This is a genomic window from Desulfovibrio sp., assembly GCF_019422935.1.
Classification (GTDB): domain Bacteria; phylum Desulfobacterota; class Desulfovibrionia; order Desulfovibrionales; family Desulfovibrionaceae; genus Desulfovibrio.
In genome coordinates this window covers 53045-69991 of the sequence record NZ_JAHZCJ010000001.1, presented here as the reverse complement: position 1 = coordinate 69991, position 16947 = coordinate 53045, and the positions used below count along the sequence as shown (strand labels likewise).

16 protein-coding genes, 1 tRNA gene and 1 pseudogene are annotated in these 16947 nt (G+C 56.8%); 5 read left to right on the top strand and 13 right to left on the bottom strand.

Annotation, left to right across the window (positions count from 1 at the left end):
* The first annotated feature begins 245 nt into the window (after positions 1 to 245).
* The 4 genes from thiD (at position 246) to truA (ending at position 3647) form a co-directional block, all read left to right on the top strand.
* On the top strand, positions 246 to 1049 hold the full coding sequence (gene thiD / locus QZ383_RS00275; RefSeq protein WP_291442074.1) for a bifunctional hydroxymethylpyrimidine kinase/phosphomethylpyrimidine kinase: 804 nt from the start codon (positions 246 to 248) through the stop codon (positions 1047 to 1049).
* Between the two features lie 120 nt (positions 1050 to 1169).
* The gene (gene fliJ / locus QZ383_RS00270; RefSeq protein ID WP_291442073.1) at positions 1170 to 1607 is read left to right on the top strand and encodes a flagellar export protein FliJ; all 438 of its coding nucleotides are present in this window, start codon (positions 1170 to 1172) and stop codon (positions 1605 to 1607) included.
* Positions 1564 to 2868 (top strand): hypothetical protein, encoded by a 1305-nt coding sequence (locus QZ383_RS00265; RefSeq protein WP_291442072.1) that lies wholly within the window; start codon positions 1564 to 1566, stop codon positions 2866 to 2868. Before fliJ ends, QZ383_RS00265 begins: the two co-directional genes overlap by 44 nt.
* Positions 2868 to 3647 carry a tRNA pseudouridine(38-40) synthase TruA gene (truA, locus tag QZ383_RS00260; RefSeq protein ID WP_291442070.1) on the top strand — a complete coding sequence of 260 codons (780 nt, stop codon included), beginning with the start codon at positions 2868 to 2870 and terminating at the stop codon, positions 3645 to 3647. Before QZ383_RS00265 ends, truA begins: the two co-directional genes overlap by 1 nt.
* 105 nt (positions 3648 to 3752) lie before the next feature.
* Here truA and QZ383_RS00255 read toward each other — a convergent pair whose 3' ends face one another.
* From QZ383_RS00255 to flgF, 13 genes and pseudogenes are all read right to left on the bottom strand, one after another.
* Positions 3753 to 4880, bottom strand: a complete 1128-nt coding sequence (locus tag QZ383_RS00255) for a methyl-accepting chemotaxis protein (RefSeq protein WP_291442913.1) — start codon at positions 4878 to 4880, stop codon at positions 3753 to 3755.
* A gap of 96 nt (positions 4881 to 4976) precedes the next feature.
* A pseudogene (locus QZ383_RS00250) lies at positions 4977 to 5504 on the bottom strand (MCP four helix bundle domain-containing protein); the annotation flags it as partial.
* A gap of 347 nt (positions 5505 to 5851) precedes the next feature.
* Positions 5852 to 6271, bottom strand: a complete 420-nt coding sequence (locus QZ383_RS00245; protein WP_192111290.1) for a hypothetical protein — start codon at positions 6269 to 6271, stop codon at positions 5852 to 5854.
* Between the two features lie 142 nt (positions 6272 to 6413).
* Positions 6414 to 7409, bottom strand: a complete 996-nt coding sequence (locus tag QZ383_RS00240; protein ID WP_291442067.1) for a hypothetical protein — start codon at positions 7407 to 7409, stop codon at positions 6414 to 6416.
* 89 nt (positions 7410 to 7498) lie between these two features.
* Positions 7499 to 8134 carry an HAD family hydrolase gene (locus QZ383_RS00235; protein ID WP_291442065.1) on the bottom strand — a complete coding sequence of 212 codons (636 nt, stop codon included), beginning with the start codon at positions 8132 to 8134 and terminating at the stop codon, positions 7499 to 7501.
* A gap of 79 nt (positions 8135 to 8213) precedes the next feature.
* The gene (locus QZ383_RS00230) at positions 8214 to 9029 is read right to left on the bottom strand and encodes an acyltransferase (protein ID WP_291442064.1); all 816 of its coding nucleotides are present in this window, start codon (positions 9027 to 9029) and stop codon (positions 8214 to 8216) included.
* Positions 9030 to 9800 (bottom strand): 3-deoxy-manno-octulosonate cytidylyltransferase, encoded by a 771-nt coding sequence (locus tag QZ383_RS00225; protein ID WP_215647079.1) that lies wholly within the window; start codon positions 9798 to 9800, stop codon positions 9030 to 9032.
* 102 nt (positions 9801 to 9902) lie between these two features.
* A complete protein-coding gene (locus QZ383_RS00220) occupies positions 9903 to 10817 on the bottom strand; it encodes an NAD(P)-dependent oxidoreductase (RefSeq protein WP_291442061.1) in 915 nt (304 codons plus the stop codon).
* A 2-nt stretch (positions 10818 to 10819) separates the two neighbouring features.
* A complete protein-coding gene (locus QZ383_RS00215; RefSeq protein WP_192111286.1) occupies positions 10820 to 11611 on the bottom strand; it encodes an aldolase/citrate lyase family protein in 792 nt (263 codons plus the stop codon).
* Between the two features lie 927 nt (positions 11612 to 12538).
* Complete coding sequence (locus QZ383_RS00210; RefSeq protein ID WP_291442058.1) at positions 12539 to 13258, bottom strand: flagellar basal body L-ring protein FlgH; 720 nt, start codon at positions 13256 to 13258, stop codon at positions 12539 to 12541.
* Between the two features lie 27 nt (positions 13259 to 13285).
* A complete protein-coding gene (flgA, locus tag QZ383_RS00205; RefSeq protein ID WP_291442057.1) occupies positions 13286 to 14515 on the bottom strand; it encodes a flagellar basal body P-ring formation chaperone FlgA in 1230 nt (409 codons plus the stop codon).
* A 140-nt stretch (positions 14516 to 14655) separates the two neighbouring features.
* Positions 14656 to 15441: a flagellar basal-body rod protein FlgG gene (gene flgG, locus QZ383_RS00200; RefSeq protein WP_192111283.1), complete on the bottom strand. Its 786-nt coding sequence runs from the start codon at positions 15439 to 15441 to the stop codon at positions 14656 to 14658.
* A 59-nt stretch (positions 15442 to 15500) separates the two neighbouring features.
* Positions 15501 to 16295 (bottom strand): flagellar basal-body rod protein FlgF, encoded by a 795-nt coding sequence (gene flgF, locus QZ383_RS00195; protein ID WP_291442055.1) that lies wholly within the window; start codon positions 16293 to 16295, stop codon positions 15501 to 15503.
* Positions 16296 to 16791: 496 nt separating this feature from the next.
* Here flgF and QZ383_RS00190 point away from each other — a divergent pair.
* A tRNA-Leu gene (locus tag QZ383_RS00190) sits at positions 16792 to 16878 on the top strand.
* Positions 16879 to 16947: the final 69 nt, after the last annotated feature.

Genomic DNA, 16947 nt, shown 5'->3' with positions numbered 1-16947 from the left:
AATTCTCCTACTGCGGCAGGCGTGGGGCTGTGGCGCAAGGCGCACTGCACTGACCGCGCAAAAAACGGCACAGCAAGCCATTATTCCTGTTTATTGCGCGTAAATGCTAGCATTGCTTCCCTGCGCTGTGAAGACATTTTCCAGAGAGTTTCTGGATACGGGGCAAGCCTTGCCCGCATTGCACCCCGGCGGACGGCGGGGTATAGTAGCCAAATTCGTACGCAGTATTTTATGAGAGGCTTTTTATGCATACCCCTGCCAACATCCTCACCATTGCCGGTTCCGATTCCGGCGGCGGCGCGGGCATTCAGGCCGACCTGAAAACAATCATGGCGCTCGGCGGTTACGGCATGAGCGTTATCACCGCCCTGACCGCGCAGAACGGATTGGGCGTTACGGGCATTCATGCGCCAGATGCCGATTTTGTGCGCTTGCAGCTGCGCACGGTGCTTGAGGGCTTTTCCGTCAAGGCTGCCAAAACGGGCATGCTTTTTTCTGCCCCCATCATCCGCGCCGTTGCGGACGAATTGCGCAACCGAGACTTTCCCCTTGTGGTTGACCCTGTCTCTGTGAGCCAGAGCGGCAGCCGCCTGTTGCAGGAGGACGCCGTAACAGCTCTGGTGGAAGAAATGCTCCCCGGCTGCGACCTGCTGACCCCCAACCGCCCCGAGGCGGAAATGCTCACTGGCATGAGCATCAACAGCCTTGAAGACGCGGAGACCGCAGGCCAGAAGCTGCTTGCCATGGGTGCGCGCGCAGTGCTCATCAAGGGCGGGCACATGGAGAGCTCCATCGTTGTTACAGACTGCCTGTGCGTGCCCGGCGAACAGCCCAAGCACATGCCCCAGGCCAAGGTGGAGACGGAAAACAACCACGGCACGGGCTGCACTCTTTCTGCCGCCATCGCCACAGGGCTTGGGCGCGGTTTGCCCCTCCAGGTTGCTGTAACCCGGGCGCAGGAATTTCTGAATCTTGCCCTGCGCAAAAGCTACGCCCCCGGCAAGGGCTGCGGCCCTGTAAATCACGCCGCAGATTTAAACATCAAATAGGCATTTGCCCGCCTGTCAGCAGCACGGCCTTTTTCCGCCGCCGCATGGCAGGCGGATTGGCCCGCTGTTTGCAGTTTCCCCCTGTGGACATTCAGGGCGTCAAAATCAAGGCGGTGCGGCGTGCCTTTTCGTTTCAAATTGCAGAAAATACTCGACTACCGGGAACAGCTTGAAGAAGAAGCCAAGGTTGATCTGGCCAACAAGCAAAGGATTCTGGAAGAAGCGCGCGCACTTTTTGAACGCCTGAAGGCTGAGCTGCGCCAAACCGAAGACCGCTTGTTTGAATCAGCCCTTGTGCCGCAGGCGGAACGCTGGCTGCTGGAACAATATGTAAAAGGATTGCGCGGCGATGTTGCCAATGCGGCCTTACAGGCCCGCATGCACGAGCAGCTTGTTGACGAAGCCCGCAAACTGCTGGCCGCGCGCGCCATTGAAAGAAAACTGCTGGAAAAGCTCAAGGAGCGCCAAAACCAGCAGTATCTTCGTGAGGAACAACTGAAGGAGCAACGCGTCAATGACGAAACAGCCACACTCCGCTACAAAGCTCCGGCTCTCTAAGCTTTTCCGCTGGCTGGCGGTGCTCTGCTTTATGAAGCTTACCATCCTCGGCCTTTTGCTGCTGGATGTGCCCGTGCCCTCCTGGCTTGGCGGATCGCCCAAGGATGCCACGATAGCCGTGAACGAGCCGCGCAATGGGCAGGAGCGGACTGAAACCATACCCCCCGTTGCTGATGCGGCCCCCTCTGGCCTGGCGCAAAGCGTCAGTTCTACACTTTCGTCCATGGGTTCAGCCCTTGATTCTGTAGTGGACAACATCAAGGACAAAACTGAAAAAAGCCAGAGCGCCCCGCAAGGTTCTGCCGCAGCCCGCATGGCCGCAGCGGTCAAACCCCACGCAGATCAAACCACCGGCGTGACCGATGTCGCCCTGCCCGCACCGCTTATCCGTGCAACGGCCTCAGGCGGCGCACCTGAAACAGCAGCGGCTTCCAAGGCCCCCGGCCAGACATTTTCCCCCAATTTTCCCGAACCGCAGGCCCTGCCCGCCCCACAGGCGGAACCGGGCACATCCGCCCCTTCCGGCAGCCTGATTGTTTCTGCCAGGCCCAACCGCGCAAGCGAATCTGAATGGCTGGACGCTCTGGGCCTGAGCAATCTGCCCATCCCCGGCCTTGGCAGCGTGCAGGCAGCGCACGCGGCAGCGCTGGACATGCCTGTTCCCCAGACGCCCACGGGCGGGCAATCGCCCTTTGCTCCCGCCGAGCAAACCGCCCCGCTGACCATACCCGGCGCACCGCCCATCCCGGCAAACATTCCGCGCGGTCAGGGCACGGACGGCGCACCGTTGCCGCCACGCGGCGCGGCAGGCAGCACCGATGGCTTTTTGCCAGCCCTGCCGCAGGGGCAAGGCTCAGGCACATTGCCCGTCCCCACGGTGCAGCAGCCGCAGGGCGCGTATTCCAACGACCCCAATACCAAGGCCCAGGAACTGGCGCGCCAGCAGCAGGATATTCTTGTGCTGCGGCAGCAGATGGATCAGCGCCTCAAAGACATTCAGGAAACTGAAAAGAAGATGCAGGACATGATCCGCGAGGCCAGGGGCATTGAAAACGAAAAAGTTCACCGGCTGGTGCTCACCTATTCCATGATGAAGCCCAAGGCTGCGGCCAAGGCTCTGGAAAGCATGGACGAGCGCGTGGCCATCCGCATTCTTTCCGGCATGTCGCCCAAGCAGTCAGGAGAAATCCTCACCTACGTTTCCCCAGCCAAGACAGCCAAGCTTACGGAGCTTATCACCCGCATGAGGATTCCTGATTAATGCGCCTCAAACTTTTGATCGCCTATGTGGGCACCGGATACAGCGGCTGGCAGATACAGGAAAAGCCGAACCCGCCGCCCACAATCCAGGGCGAGATGGAAAAAGCCCTGCGCACCATCACAGGGCAGAACATACGCGCCCACGGCTCGGGCCGCACTGATTCCGGCGTGCATGCCCACGGGCAGGTTGTGCACTGCGATGTGCCCGATGCGCGCGCCAGCATGGATTGGCGGCGTAGCCTCAATGCCGTGCTGCCCCGCGATATTCGTGTACTGGAGGCCAGGCAGGCAGCCCCGGACTTTCACGCCCGCAAGGATGCCCTGCGCAAAACCTACGCCTATCAGTTCTGGCTGGAACAGACCTTTATGCCGCCGCAGCTGACGCCCTTTGTGTGGAAATGTGGCCCCCTGAACGTGGAGTTCATGCGTGCCGCCCTGCCCCACCTGATGGGCCTGCACGACTTTGCCTCGCTGCGCAATGTGGGCACGGATGTGGAAAGCACAGAACGCACGGTGCTGGAAGCCGAGTTGCACGCAATGCCCCCCTGCGAATTTTATCCGTCGCATGCTCCCATGTTGCGCTTTATTGTGACTGCCGATGGCTTTCTCAAGCAGATGGTGCGCAATATGGCTGGTCTGCTGGCTGCCTGCGGCCAGGGCAAGGTGCAGCCAAAGGATATCCCCGCCCTGCTTGCCACACGCGACCGCAAGGATGTGCCCTCCGTTACCGCGCCGCCGCAAGGGCTGGCGCTGGTGAACGTGGTGTACCCCGAGACCTGATAGCCGCACACATTGTTGTGCCCCCGCTGCCGCAAACAAAAAACCCACAAATACGAAAGGCCGTCCATCTCTGAACGGCCTTTTCTTTTTACCAAACAGCGTTGGCTAAGACTGATTTTTCATTTTTTCTATAACCCGCTGGAGCGACTGAGCCTGTTGCGTCAGGTCTGCAACCGCACCGGAAGCCTGCTCCATAGCTTGAGCGGTTTGGGCAGAAATTGTCGCCACCTGCTCAACAGACTGATTGATCTCCTCACTGGCAGCGGACTGCTGCTCGCTGGCGGTGGCAATGGACTGAACCTGATCATTGACCAGATGGACGAACTCAAGAATTTTTTTGAGCGACTCACCGGAACGTACCGACATGTTGGTTGCATTTTCAATAGTAACAGCAACCTGCTCGACATTCTGGATATTCTTGCGGGTGCCAGCCTGGATGCCCGTAATGGCCTGCCCCACTTCTTGCGTGGCGGACATGGTTTTTTCCGCCAGTTTGCGCACTTCATCCGCAACGACGGCAAAACCTCTGCCAGCATCGCCCGCGCGAGCGGCCTCAATGGCGGCGTTCAGCGCCAGCAGGTTGGTCTGGTCGGCAATGTCGGCAATAACCCCCATAATCTGGCCGATGCTCTCCGCCTGTTTGCCCAGAGCATCCATATCTTCCTTGATGGCAATAGACTGCGTGTGGACGGATTCAATGCCCTTAACGGCATCGTCGAGTATCTGCGAGCCTTCCACGGCCTGTTCCCTGGTCTGATGTGAAACATCCGCAGCCTGCTGGGCGTTTTTGGCAACTTCCAGCACGGTGGCGTTCATTTCTTCCATGGCCGTCGCGGTTTCACGCACCCGGCCCGACTGCTCGTCAGCCCCACGGCTGGACTGCGCAATCTGTTCAGAAAGCGCTTCTGACGCGGACGACACGATCTGCACAATCCCTTCAAGCTGCTGCGCCGCCTGGAGCATGCCTTCCGCCTTGGCCCGTTCTGCCCGGCGGGTTGCCTCTTCGGCGAGAGCGGTTGCTTCCTGCGCGGCTTTAGCCTGCTGCTCGGCCTGCTGCGACTTGCTGTCAGCCTCCGCGATCTTGGCTTTAAGATTGCCCACCATCTTTATGAGCACACCGTAAACGCCGCCATCGCCGGCATACGGTTTGAATGCCAGATCAAGCTGCCCAGCGGCTATTTCCGATGCCACGTGATGCAAATAACCGGGATCCTCGCCAAGCTGCTTCGTCACACCCCTGATAATCAAAATGGAAATAGCTGTGGCAGCGAGCATTACCGCAATTATCAACGAGATCGTAAGCAGCTTCCCTTGTTCGTATGAAGTTTCCGCGTCAGCAGCTGAAGCCTTGCTTCCCTTGTTATTAATATCAATGATAACTTTTAGCTGATCAAGGGCCTCACCATACTGCGCTCTGGCCGGGCCAAGCACCAACTTGACAGCTTCTTCGGTATTGTTGCTTTTGGATAGGGCCTCAACCTTCGCGTGATTTTCCGTATAGGCCTTCCATGCCGCAAGAAACTTGGGGAATGCAACTTTTTCCTCAGGCTCAGAGATTAGTTTTTCATATTCTTTAACTTTTTCATTAATACTGCCGGCCAAATTCTGTATCTTGTTTTCATACTGCCGCATCAATGATTCATCTGTTGCAAGAATGTGAACCAGCTCATTGCGCCTGTATTCATTCACCATACTGTTAATTTCACCAGCAACCTTGATTGTTGGAAGCCAGTTTTCAGAAATATCCTTGACGTCTTTATTTATAGAAGACATCCCAACAACAGAAACAAATCCAATAATTATTGAAAATGCCGTCAATAACACTGCAAAGAATACGAGTTTTATCGAAATCCTCATAATATACTCCTATAGGTAGCTGCAAATTTACGTTATTTATCCTCTTAAATGATAAGAGAATATTTTTATATGTGTTTTAAATACATCAGTTACATATCGTCTACCTATACCAATACTTTATATATTTTTAAACTATATTTTTTATCTTTATTTTACAGTATGATAGAATAAGTATATAACGACAATATACACGAAATATACTACAAAATGCATTGCATTTTACCACAAATAGAAACACACATATTAATTAGTGAATTTGAGTAACAGTCAATATTTCATCTGTTACAAATGCCAAGGCCCCCGTTCAATATGAACGGGGGCCTTGGCATATATAATTATCAGCCTGATTAGATGATTTCGCTGAGGCCGGATTGTTCCTGCGCCTTGAATTTTTGTTGCAGCATGAGCGGCAATGATTCCGGGTCGGCAGGGTCATACTCAAACATTACGGCAGTTCCGAAGCAGGAAAAATACTTGCTTCCATCGGGATGAAAGGCCACGTTTTCATTATAACCCACAATAGCCTGTGCGCCCTTGTTCATGGCCCTTGCCGCCATGCCAAAAAAGGCTTCTTCCGAGTCAAAACCCCGGCAACAGACAAGGCCAAGCACCTTGGCAATGCGTCGCCCCTCCACCTGATGTGTTGTCACCACGGGAAAGCGCCCGGCCAGAAAAACCTCACGCACCCTGGCGCTTGCGTCAGAAATGCCCACAGTTCTTTCGGCCTTGCGGCTTTTTTTATCGTGGCCTCCCAGCAAAAAAAACATGCTGAACCTCCAGATCAGATGGATGTTCGGGTAATTGACACCCGTTTGCATTCAATCTGCAAAGGCCTTGCCAAACAACCTTTATCATTAAACTACAGCATGTTACAAAACAATCAACGTAGACAGTCAGAACATTGACTCGTCAGCGCATCTGGTTGGCAACCTTGACAAAATCATTGTAGGCGGCCCGGCTTGCCAGAGCGGCCTTGTTCATTTCAAACCGCACTGGAACGTAAAATTCTTCTTCAAGCCCCTGGTCAAAAAGCTGTGCGTAGTTGCCTGCCTGTTTGAGAAAAGCACGGTACTGGCGCTCCAGTTCCGGTGCGGCCATAAAGGGAGGCCGCCCGCCGTCTGCAATGGCTGCGGCAAGCTCGTCACGCTGGGCCTTCAGCGCATCTCTGTCGGGCTTGCTGGGAGTAAGCAGGGTTGCGGTTTTGCCAAACACGGCGAAAATGCGTTCCGCAGCCTGAATTTGCCGTTTGAGCGGATGGTTGCGCAGCAAGATATCTTCTGCCGGGGCCGCCTCGCCCTCCACAATCGCCATATAGGCATCGCGGGCAACAATAAAGGCCGCATGCTCCTTGAGTATTTCCGCAGCGAGTGCCTTCCCCTTGACGCCGTTATCCTGAATGCTCTCGTCGGCCACGTATTTTTCGAGCAGGCGATAATCTGCCCGCATGTCTACGATGGCCTTATTCATGTCCTGCACGCAGGCGGTCATTTTTTTGGCCTGCTCAGGGGTAAAAAGGCTGACCGGGGGCGTCAGGCGGCGGGCAAGGGCGGCATCCTGATCCGCATTCAGCTCCGGGCGTTTGGCCAGTTGCCACTCAGCCAGATAATACTTGGTGTAGGCCGCCAGCACATCGGCCTGGGCAAAGCGCCCAGTTGCCAGCGCCATTGAGGCAGCGTTGGAAAAAGCCACCAGCCGGTCTGCCCTGTCCAGTTCTTCCGGGCTGGGAGGCGGGGTTGCTTCTTCCACAGCTTGTGCCTGAACCGCAGTTTCCGCCTTTGGCGCGCTGGAGGAGGATTCGGCAACAGGTTTGCCGTTTGCGCCTTCTTCCTTTTTGCCGGAATCGCAGGCGGTCACAAGCAGGGCCACACTCAGGGCCAGCAGCAGAGCAAGAACGAATTTTTTCATCGGCGTATATGAGCGAACGTCCCGCATTGTAAGGCAGGACGTTCAGTAGTGGTTACAAGGAGTTGTAAATCTGCCAGTAGGCAGGATACCTAGGCGCGGGCAGCTATCCAGGTGTTCAGGCCCGTGAGGTCGTCGCCCCAGGGGAACGAGCCGCCCTTGAGTTCTGGCCCCACGCCGTAAAACAGCGTACCCACGGTTTCGGCTGCGTCCCTGTCTGTGGGGGCGTCGCCCACCATGAGCACATCGGCGGGGTCAAGCTTCTGCCTGTTCACAATCTGCGCCAGCAGCACTGCCTTGGCTGGCGGGGAGCCGTGGATGGCGTCAAAGTAGCCATCCAGCTTGCGCTCGCGCAGCACGGCCAGCACTTCTTCGTGCGGCGCGCCGGAGCAGACAAACATGGGCAGCTTGCCGCGCCAGGAATCAAGCGTTTCCTGAATGCCGGGTATCAGCTCGCAACGGCGCAGTTCGTCCAGCACATATTCGGCAAAGCGGTTGCCAAGCGCCTCTGATTCCTCAGGGGTTATGGTCTTGCCCAGCACATCTTCATAAAACCACTCAAACTTCTTGTAACGGCTCACGCCGCCGTGCACCTTGTGGTACATCAAAAAGCGGTCGCGCGCCTCGGGGCCAAACGGTTCCATCAGACGGCCAAAGGCCCGTGTTTTCACGGGCACGCTGTCAAGAATGACGCCATCGCAGTCAAAAACAAGGCATTGCAGTGACATAATATTCCTTGAAAAGCTGTTCGATTCCGGGGCGGCATGGCCCCATCTTGCCAGAGCGCTTCAGCATGAAAGGCTCCCATTAATCCCAGTGCTTCTGACCGCCCTGCCCGCGCATGCCGATAAGCTTGGCCGGAACACCGCCCACGATGCTGAAGGGGGCCACATTGCGCGTGACCACCGCGCCAGCGCCCACCACAGCTCCGCGGCCAATGCGCACATCTGGCGTAATGACGCAGTTGGCGCCGATCCACACGTCTTCTTCAATAATAATCTGACCGGGGACATGCCCCTGGTGCATGATCGGCACATCCTGACGCGCAATGCAGTGGTTGGCCGCGCGGATAACCGTGCCCGGCCCCACGGCGGTTTGCGCGCCGATTTCTATGCGGCCCGCATCTGCCCCCACATGCACATTGGGCGAGAGAGCCACGCAGTCGTGCAGCACCAGTTCGCCGTCAGAGGCGGTAACAAAACAGCCGCGCCCCATGCGCACGCCGTTGCCAATCTGCATATTGCGGCAGCCCGCCAGGCTCAGGCCCGTGCCAAAACGCGCCGAGCCACAGCTTTTAAAAAGCCACCGCCAGGCAAACAGGCGCAAGGCAATACCCAACGGCGTGGGGATCCAGGCAAAGGCGGCCAGCCACAGTTCTTCAAGCGCCGCAGACACGCGGCTGAACAGCCCGGGCCCTGCATGCGGCTTTAGCTGTGCTGCCTTATGTTCGGCCTTGGCTCCTGACTGCGCTTCGGGCTGAGCTTCGGCATGGTCAGACTGTTCTGCCGATACCAAAGTTTCGGCGGCAGCGCCGTGGGCTTGTGCCCCCACGGCGCTTGCGCTTGTTGAACCGTCAGCGGCCTTGTCCCCTTGTGCGGGGGCGGAATTAAGCTCGCCCGCCATTTACTTGCGGTATTCCTTCATAAGATCGTCGCCTTCCATAAGGCGGGCCACGCGGGCCAGATCTTCAGGGGTGTCCACGCTCCACGAGCGGCAGTCGGTGGGCACCATGTGCACCTTTTCGCCGTGCTCGAGAATGCGCATCATGTCCACGGATTCATAAATTTCCAGGGGGCTTTCGGGCATTTCGTTGAAGTGCAGCAGATAGTCGCGGCGGAAGGGAATGATGCAGACCTGCTTGCGCATGGGCACCTTGTCCGAACCCTTTTTGCGCGAAGGAATGGGCTCACGCGAGAAATAGAGCGCATTGTTGCAGTGGTCCACAACGACCTTGACTTCGTTGGGATCTTCAAATTCCTCAAGGGTATCCATATCGGCCATGAGGTTGACCACGTTGATGGAAGGGTCAGCCAGCATGGGGGCCACGGCGGCATCGATCATTTCGGGGCGCACCATGGGTTCATCGCCCTGCACCATGACCACGATGTCGGCCTTCTGACCGGTGGCGGCTTCGATCTTCAGCAGGGCTTCTGCGGTGCGCGTGGAGCAGCGCACGTGATGGTCGCCCGTCATGACGCTCTTGAGCCCGGCGTCCTTGCAGTAATTTTCAATGATCTCGTCGCAGGTGGCCACATAGGTGGCGGAAAGGCACTTGCTCATGGCCGTGCGAAAGGCCACATGCCCCACCATGGGAACGTTGTGGATAAGGGCGAGCGGTTTGCCGGGGTAACGGCTGGAACCCATACGCGCGGGAATGATGGCAATGATGTTCATCTGACGGCTCCTTATGGCCTCGATAATTTGTGTGCGTAAAAAACTGCATCCAATCATGCCGCAAACGGGCGCAGGCCCTTGCGGCAACAGCCGTTCCCAGGTCTAGTCGTCAGTGGATACGAGGTACCCGCCCTCAGACGCCAGCTCGGGGTGCAGCTCCTTGTGTTCCTCTTCCATCACGCGCAGGATGCCCTGCCCCAAATCAACGGTCAGCGGCGGCACCAGCTTGCGGCCCACCTTGGGCATAAATGCATACGGTGTGACCTGATAATGCCCGCTGTTGGGATCATTTTGATAATTGATGGTCAGTTCCTTGCCGAGCATTTCACCGATCATCTTGAACAGATCGCCCACGCGCATGGGCTGGTTGCCCGAAATGATGATGTTCTGGTTTTCAAACTCGGGATCAAGCACGGCCAGGGTGGCTGCCGAGGCATCGTCCACGTGCACGTATTCGCGCAGGGCCGTGGGCGCTCCGTAGTAGGTGATGGTGCCGTTGGCAAGCGCCTCGTAAACAAACCTGTTGATGGCGTTGCGGCGATCGGAACGCGGGCCGTACAGCGAGCCGTAACGCAGGATGGTGTACGGCAGGTTGTGCATGGCCTGATAGTTTTCGATATACAGTTCGCAGGCCTGTTTGCTGCAACGGTAAAAACCGCCGGACTTGCCGTACACGTACAGGGAACTGGCAAAAACATAGCGCTTTACGCCAGCCTTGCGGCAGGCCTCAAGCACCATGACGTTGCCCAGCACGTTGATGCGCGCAGTATCCACCGGGCGGTTATTGGCCTCGCCGATGTCGGCAATGCCAGCGTAGTTGAAGACCATATCCGCACCGGCTACGGCGCGGTTGACGGTTTCTTCATCCAGAATATTGCCTGCAAGCATGGTCTGGTCGGGCCGCAAAAAGGGCGAGGGATGCAGGTCAACAATGGTGACCGCATGCCCGGCTTCAGAAAGCTTGTCGCAGATATGCGAGCCCAGAAAGCCGGACCCGCCAAAGACGGTAATATTCACAGTTATTCTCCCGAATTGGGGCGTTCAGCCGCCCGCCACAAAAAGACCGAATCAATACCATAAGCGATAAAGCGGCTGCCTGCGGCAATCTGCCGCGCAAGCTCCGCAGGGTCAGGCTGCACAATGTGCAGGCCCATGCGGGCGCCTGCCTTGGCGCAACCTTGGGCAATCCGCGCCATCGCAGCTTTGAAGTCCGGGTGGTCAAACTGGCCCGTAAGCCCCATGGAGCCGGAGAGGTCGTAAGGGCCGACCATGATGGCGTCCAGACGGGGATGCGCCAGAATGGCCTCCAGATTTTCCACAGCGCGGATGTGCTCGATCTGGGCCACCAAAAATATCTCGGGCGCGCGGCTGGCGCGGTACTCGTCAAAATTTTTGCCAAACACGTTGGCCCGGCAGTATCCCACGCCGCGGTATTCGGGCGCGGTTTCACCCGCAGCCCGCCAGGTGTCCTGCCCCGGGTACACTGAAAGATCAATGGCCCGGTCAAGCTGCGCGCGGCTTTCAATCATGGGGAAGATCAGCCCCTGAGCCCCGGCTTCCAGCGCGGCCTTGATCTGGGTTTTACTGGCTTCACCAAGACGCGCGAAAGGAGCCGCGCCGCCGCATTCGATGGCGCGAAAAACATCCGGCAGCCCGGTGCGGCCAAAAGAGCCGTGTTCCATATCAACAGCAACCCAGTCATAACCGGCGCGGGCCATAAGCTCGGCCACGTCAGGCGAGGGCAATTGCAGCCATGTGCCAACTGTGGCCTTGTCTGCCGCCAGCCGAGCGCGAATTTCATGTACAGTCATATCAAGCGGCATGCCGCCGCAGGGTTGAAGGTTACGACAAACGTTCTCTACTATACGCCCTGCGTCCACCGTGCGCAATACGGCCAGAGAGCTTGCCGCCAGTGGAAATGCAAACCCTACATGCGCAAAACTCAGCGCCCGTTTAATTCAGTGCAACAGTATCTGCCGCCTGCTGCCCGGCCAAAGCCAGTTTACGCCAGGAACGCGACAGCAACACGGCGATTTTGACAACCAAGCCGTTATAAGAATGGAATTGTTACTTTTTTATCAAAGAAGAAATAGAGAAAAGACAGGGCTTGGCGTTTTAACATGAGCATGCTAATAAAAAAGCCCCCCGTGGGTAACGGAGGGGCTTGGATAGGAACCAGACTGCGGCAGAACAGTCTGGTTCGCAGGAGGAGGCTGGAAAAACCAACAAGAACGTCAACGCCTTATGACGCTGACACTTGTATATGGACACTCCGAAACTGGCACGCCAGACGGGTGTTTGAATCCACTCTCCGCCGGGGCTCCTGGATCGCAAGATTCAGGAGCTTTTTTGTTTTTGCCCACAAAACCCCTGCGGGGCACAGACAAAACAAGCAAAGGGCTTCGGCGCAGGCCCCTTACTCTTCAGCCTACGGGCTCAATGAACTGCGATCAACATAGAATGGAAGAATCCTTAGGTCAAGGAGCTGCGCAATTTTTCACATATTTTTTACGCATTTCTTTTTATCCGCCCAGGTAACTAGCTAAATATAATAGTAAAAAATAACGACTATTTTTCTACAATTTTTTAGCCCTTTGTAATCAGGAACCAAGAGCATTAGCCCACAGAAGACATCTGGCTGATTTGCCGTTTTTCTGGTGACTTCACGCAAACACCCCGCCAACGCATGCCGCGCTGACGGGGTGTGCAGGTATCATCCCGAACGATGGATGAAGCGCCTAGAAGGGCCAGACGTTATCCATAAGCCGTGAGAACCAGCCGGGCTTCTGCTTGTCGGCCAGCACGCCCTTGCCGTAGTATTCAATGCTTGCGTCCGCAATCTGGGTGGAAAGAACGCTGTTGTCGGCGCTGACGTCCTTGGAGCGGATCATGCCGCGCACAACCATATACTCTGTTTCTTCGTTAACGCGGATTTCGCGAGCGCCCTCAATTTCCATCAGGCCGCCCGGCAACACGCGGAGCACACGCGTGGCCAGCGAGGTGGTCACGTAGTTCTCACGCTTGGTCTTGCCCGTGGCCGTCAGACCGCTGGTAGACCCTGTATTCAGGACAGGCAAGCCCACCGCAGGCTGCGGCCCCACGGGAACAAAGGGAATGAAGCCTGCGTGATCCCTATTGAACATTGCGGAAACCTCGTAATCGTTGGAGCCTTTCTTGTTGGCTGTAGTTTCCGCCTTGTTCTGGGCCTTGGTATTTTCCACCAGTTTGACCACAACAATATCACCGACGCGTCGGGCGCGGCTGTCTTCAAAAAGGGTATCTGTTTCGCTGGCGGCAAAAATCGACCCCGGATTGTTGGCCGAATTGGCCTCCTGCCGATATTCCTGTGGCGGCGTTACCGGCGGATGCAGTGCAGGTCGCCGGGTTGGGCTGCCGCCGCAGGCGACGCAAAACAGGTAGCTCAGCGCCAGAACGGGTATTATGTATCGTGCCTGCATATGCTCCTCTCCTTCCACCTTTAAACGCTAGTGGATTTCCACGGTGCTGCCATCTTTGACAATGGCGTATACCTGTTTTTTGGTTTGCAGATTCCGTACCGCAATGGTGGCCCCCGGCTCGCCGTCGGCCAGAGCCTGGGCCTGCGTGGCAATGCGCAGGTTGCCCTTTATATAGATGAGGTTGACCACATCACCGCGCCTTACCATCAACTGGCTCACAAGGTCGCTTTGCAAAATTGGCTCGCCGGTATTCAGCGCGCGGTTCACCTGCCAGGGGCCGCCGCGCCCATCCCACGGCAGATCACGCAACTGGCTGGCGTTGACCTTCATAAAGGTGACGGACTCTGCCGCCAGGGCTTCCCCTTTGTTCATGGGGCGCGATGCCGCAGGAGCCGTTATCCAGAGCGTGAGGTTGACCGTGCCGGAAATGCGCCGGAGCACATTGCCGTCCACTTCCTGCACAGCAAAGCGCAAGGGCACGCGGCCGGGCGACAGTTTGCCCGGTTCAAGCTGCACCCGCTGCTGCGCATGGGCCAAAAAAATGTAATCCGGCAGCCGAAAATCGCTCAGTTCCACCTGCCCCGGCATGGCGGACAATTGCGGTGTCAGACTTTTGACCACGTAGGAGCGCAGGTCTTCCTCATGAAACACCAGCCCCCCGCGCTGAATCACCAGCGAAGATGGCAAAATACACCGCCCGGCAACATCCTTGCCCAAGGCCTGCCGCAAAGCCTGTGAAAGGCGGGAATGACTGATCTGCAGGGGTTTGCCTTCTTCCGGAGGCGCAGGCCAAAGCTGCTGCGCGCGCAGTTGCGCCCAGGTATCCTGCCCCATCTGCCCCAGCGGAACAGCAATATCCCCCAACAAAACCATATCTGAATTGGTGACCGCTGCTGAAAGGATTTTGATCCGCCAGTCGTCAGGGCCAAGCATGTTCAGTTGTCCATCCTGCACCACTGGGGCTTCGCCTGCGGCAAGCTGGTTGCGCGCCTTGGCGGCCCGCTGATCCTGCGCATCATCCGCAAGGGGCATTTGCCCTGCCTGCGCCTGGGGAGTACGCAACTGTGTGACTATCTGATTGGGCGAACGGCGATGGTTGCGGTCATTGTCCTGCCAGGTGGCGCCGGAAACGCCGCCCTGCGGGGCCGCCACAGTGGCCGTAGCCCACAGGCAGCACACCAGAGCCGCAGCCAGAAGCGCGCGCAAAGGCAGCACCTGACCATCCCGCATTGCCCATATGACCTGCAAAAACCGCATGACGCATACCCCTGGAGTATTTTCACGCTCAAACACCTGCCTGACAGCGGAGCAGCATTGCTGCCATTGCCGGCAAGCCTTTCGTGGCGCGGATTTTTTCAAAATCAGCGCAACACAAACATTTTCAACAATAATCAGCCCTAGCTGCGCTTGAGCTGCACAGCGATACCAAGCATGGAGTCTGATGTCTGGATGGACTTTGAGTTCACTTCATAGGCGCGCTGGCCCACAATCATGTTCACCATTTCGTCCACAACTTCCACGTTGGACATTTCCAGAAAACCCTGCGCCAAGGTACCCACATTGTCTGTGCCGGGCACGCCTTCTGTGGCATCACCCGAAGCCTGGGTGGGCGTGTAGAGGTTGCGCCCGCGGGCATCAAGACCCGCCGGATTGATAAAGGTGTAGAGCGGCAATTCGGCCCCGGCCAGTTCCTGCCCCTGCGCATCCAGAGCCGCCATGTGGCCGGAGGATGAAATGGAGATGGTCTTGGTTTGCGCGGGCACGGCAAACTGCGGTTGCAGAATATAGCCGTTGGCGGTGACCACGGTGCCGTCCTGATTGAGCTTGAAGGAACCGGCGCGCGTGTACATGAGCTCGCCGTTCACATCCACCTGGAAAAAGCCGTCGCCTTCAATGGCTACGTCCAGAGTGTTGCCGGTATTCTGAAAATCGCCCTGCGTAAAAAACTTGTGCACAGCCGTGGGGCGAGCGCCCATACCGACCTGAATACCTACAGGCAGGCGGTTGTCACCCTCGGTGATGGCGCCAGCCATACGCATGGTCTGGTACATGAGGTCTTCAAACTCGGCCCTGCTCTTTTTAAAGCCCGTGGTGTTGACGTTGGCCAGGTTGTTTGAAATCACGTCGATATTGAGCTGTTGGGCCACCATGCCAGTGGCGCCTGTCCAAAGCGATCGCATCATGGGAATTTCTCCTTATACATAACCAGCGCGGCTGCCGGTTGCTGCTAAACCATCACCGGTTAACCCTGGCGGCGGCCCACTTTTTCGTTGGCAGCGCGATCCAGCGTGTCTGAGGTCTGCATGACCTTTTGGTAGGCTTCAAACTGGCGCTGCACTTCGATCATGTTGACCATTTCGGACACGACTTCCACATTGGCGGCTTCGGTAAAGCCCTGTTCGACGCGCGCGCCATTGTCGTAGGCATTGCCTTCAGCAATCTGAACACCATCGCGCGGGCGAAAGAGGTTGCCGCCCATTTTTTCAAGATTCTGCGGATTGTTCACGCTGACCAGGGCCAACTGGTCAATAACATTGCCATCGGCAAGTATCTGACCATCGCCGCTGATCTGCAAATGACGCGTACCAGCCGGGACGTTGATAACGCCGCCAGCGCCTTGCACGGTGTAGCCCTGCGGCGTCATAAGGACGCCATCGCCGTTGAGCACAAAAGCCCCGTTGCGCGTGAGATACTGCCCCGTAGGCGTAGTGACCCGGAAAAAGGCGTTGTCGCCGTTAATGGCAACATCAAGATCGTTGCCGGTATATTGCATGGATCCTTGCGAAAAATCTGTGTGCGAAACGGCCAAGCGAACCCTTGCGGCATTCATCGGTTCGGGAAACAGGGGCGTAGACTTGAGGTTCAAAATCGGCTCCCGAATCTCGTCAAAAGCAAAGGTCGGCATGGTATCTTTGAACGCCACTGTCTCACGTTTATAGCCACGCGTGTTCACGTTCGCCAAATTATTGGCGATGAAATTCATGCGGTGTTCCGTGGTCAATGCGGCAAAAAGTCCGCTAAACATGCCTGCTTGCATAAGCAGCTCCTTGTGTTGGCAGCAGCGCTAAAGATGAAGCGCCGCCGTCTACCTCGGGCCTGATGGCCCTTGCCAGAGCTTTTGCAATATGCGGGCCAATATCCGTGCATTGGGAAATATTCCCTGCGTGCTCGCGCAGCCCCGAAAAGGCGCAGGATATACAGACTGCGGCAAACTGAACCATCATCCCATGGATGCAAGCATGGTGCCCAAGCGCTAACCAGACGATTCTGAGGTCGCCTCACATATTATTGATAAAAGAGTCCACCCGAAACGCCCCCGCCACGGCGGCTGAGTTGCCGCGACCACAGGCAGCCCCTGACGGGGATAAAAATGGCATTTGTTCGCGCCATCCCTGACAAGCCAAAAATTCGGCCCCAGGAGCCAACTTTGGAAGAAACTTGAGCCTATCGTACTTGCCGCAATAAACTTTTTTTTGCCGGAATCAAAAAAAATGCTTGCCAGCCACCCCCTGTTGGCGTAAACACATCTTCGCGCCGAAGTGGTGGAATTGGTAGACACGCTAGGTTCAGGGTCTAGTTCTCGCAAGGGAGTGGGAGTTCGAGTCTCCCCTTCGGCACCATCTTTTAAGAGTCGTTACAAGCAACAGCCTGTAACGACTCTTTTTTTTGGCTTGTGCCCAGCATAGGCA

What these genes read in the sequence shown, in the direction of transcription:
- truA (WP_291442070.1), top strand. Translation starts at nt 2,868, where the DNA reads ATGCGCCTCAAACTTTTGATCGCCTATGTGGGCACCGGATACAGCGGC.
- flgF (WP_291442055.1), bottom strand. Translation starts at nt 16,295, where the DNA reads ATGCAAGCAGGCATGTTTAGCGGACTTTTTGCCGCATTGACCACGGAA.
- QZ383_RS00215 (WP_192111286.1), bottom strand. Translation starts at nt 11,611, where the DNA reads ATGACTGTACATGAAATTCGCGCTCGGCTGGCGGCAGACAAGGCCACA.
- QZ383_RS00235 (WP_291442065.1), bottom strand. Translation starts at nt 8,134, where the DNA reads ATGTCACTGCAATGCCTTGTTTTTGACTGCGATGGCGTCATTCTTGAC.
- thiD (WP_291442074.1), top strand. Translation starts at nt 246, where the DNA reads ATGCATACCCCTGCCAACATCCTCACCATTGCCGGTTCCGATTCCGGC.
- QZ383_RS00265 (WP_291442072.1), top strand. Translation starts at nt 1,564, where the DNA reads ATGACGAAACAGCCACACTCCGCTACAAAGCTCCGGCTCTCTAAGCTT.
- QZ383_RS00225 (WP_215647079.1), bottom strand. Translation starts at nt 9,800, where the DNA reads ATGAACATCATTGCCATCATTCCCGCGCGTATGGGTTCCAGCCGTTAC.
- QZ383_RS00245 (WP_192111290.1), bottom strand. Translation starts at nt 6,271, where the DNA reads ATGTTTTTTTTGCTGGGAGGCCACGATAAAAAAAGCCGCAAGGCCGAA.
- flgG (WP_192111283.1), bottom strand. Translation starts at nt 15,441, where the DNA reads ATGATGCGATCGCTTTGGACAGGCGCCACTGGCATGGTGGCCCAACAG.
- QZ383_RS00240 (WP_291442067.1), bottom strand. Translation starts at nt 7,409, where the DNA reads ATGAAAAAATTCGTTCTTGCTCTGCTGCTGGCCCTGAGTGTGGCCCTG.
- QZ383_RS00210 (WP_291442058.1), bottom strand. Translation starts at nt 13,258, where the DNA reads ATGCAGGCACGATACATAATACCCGTTCTGGCGCTGAGCTACCTGTTT.
- QZ383_RS00230 (WP_291442064.1), bottom strand. Translation starts at nt 9,029, where the DNA reads ATGGCGGGCGAGCTTAATTCCGCCCCCGCACAAGGGGACAAGGCCGCT.
- flgA (WP_291442057.1), bottom strand. Translation starts at nt 14,515, where the DNA reads ATGCGGTTTTTGCAGGTCATATGGGCAATGCGGGATGGTCAGGTGCTG.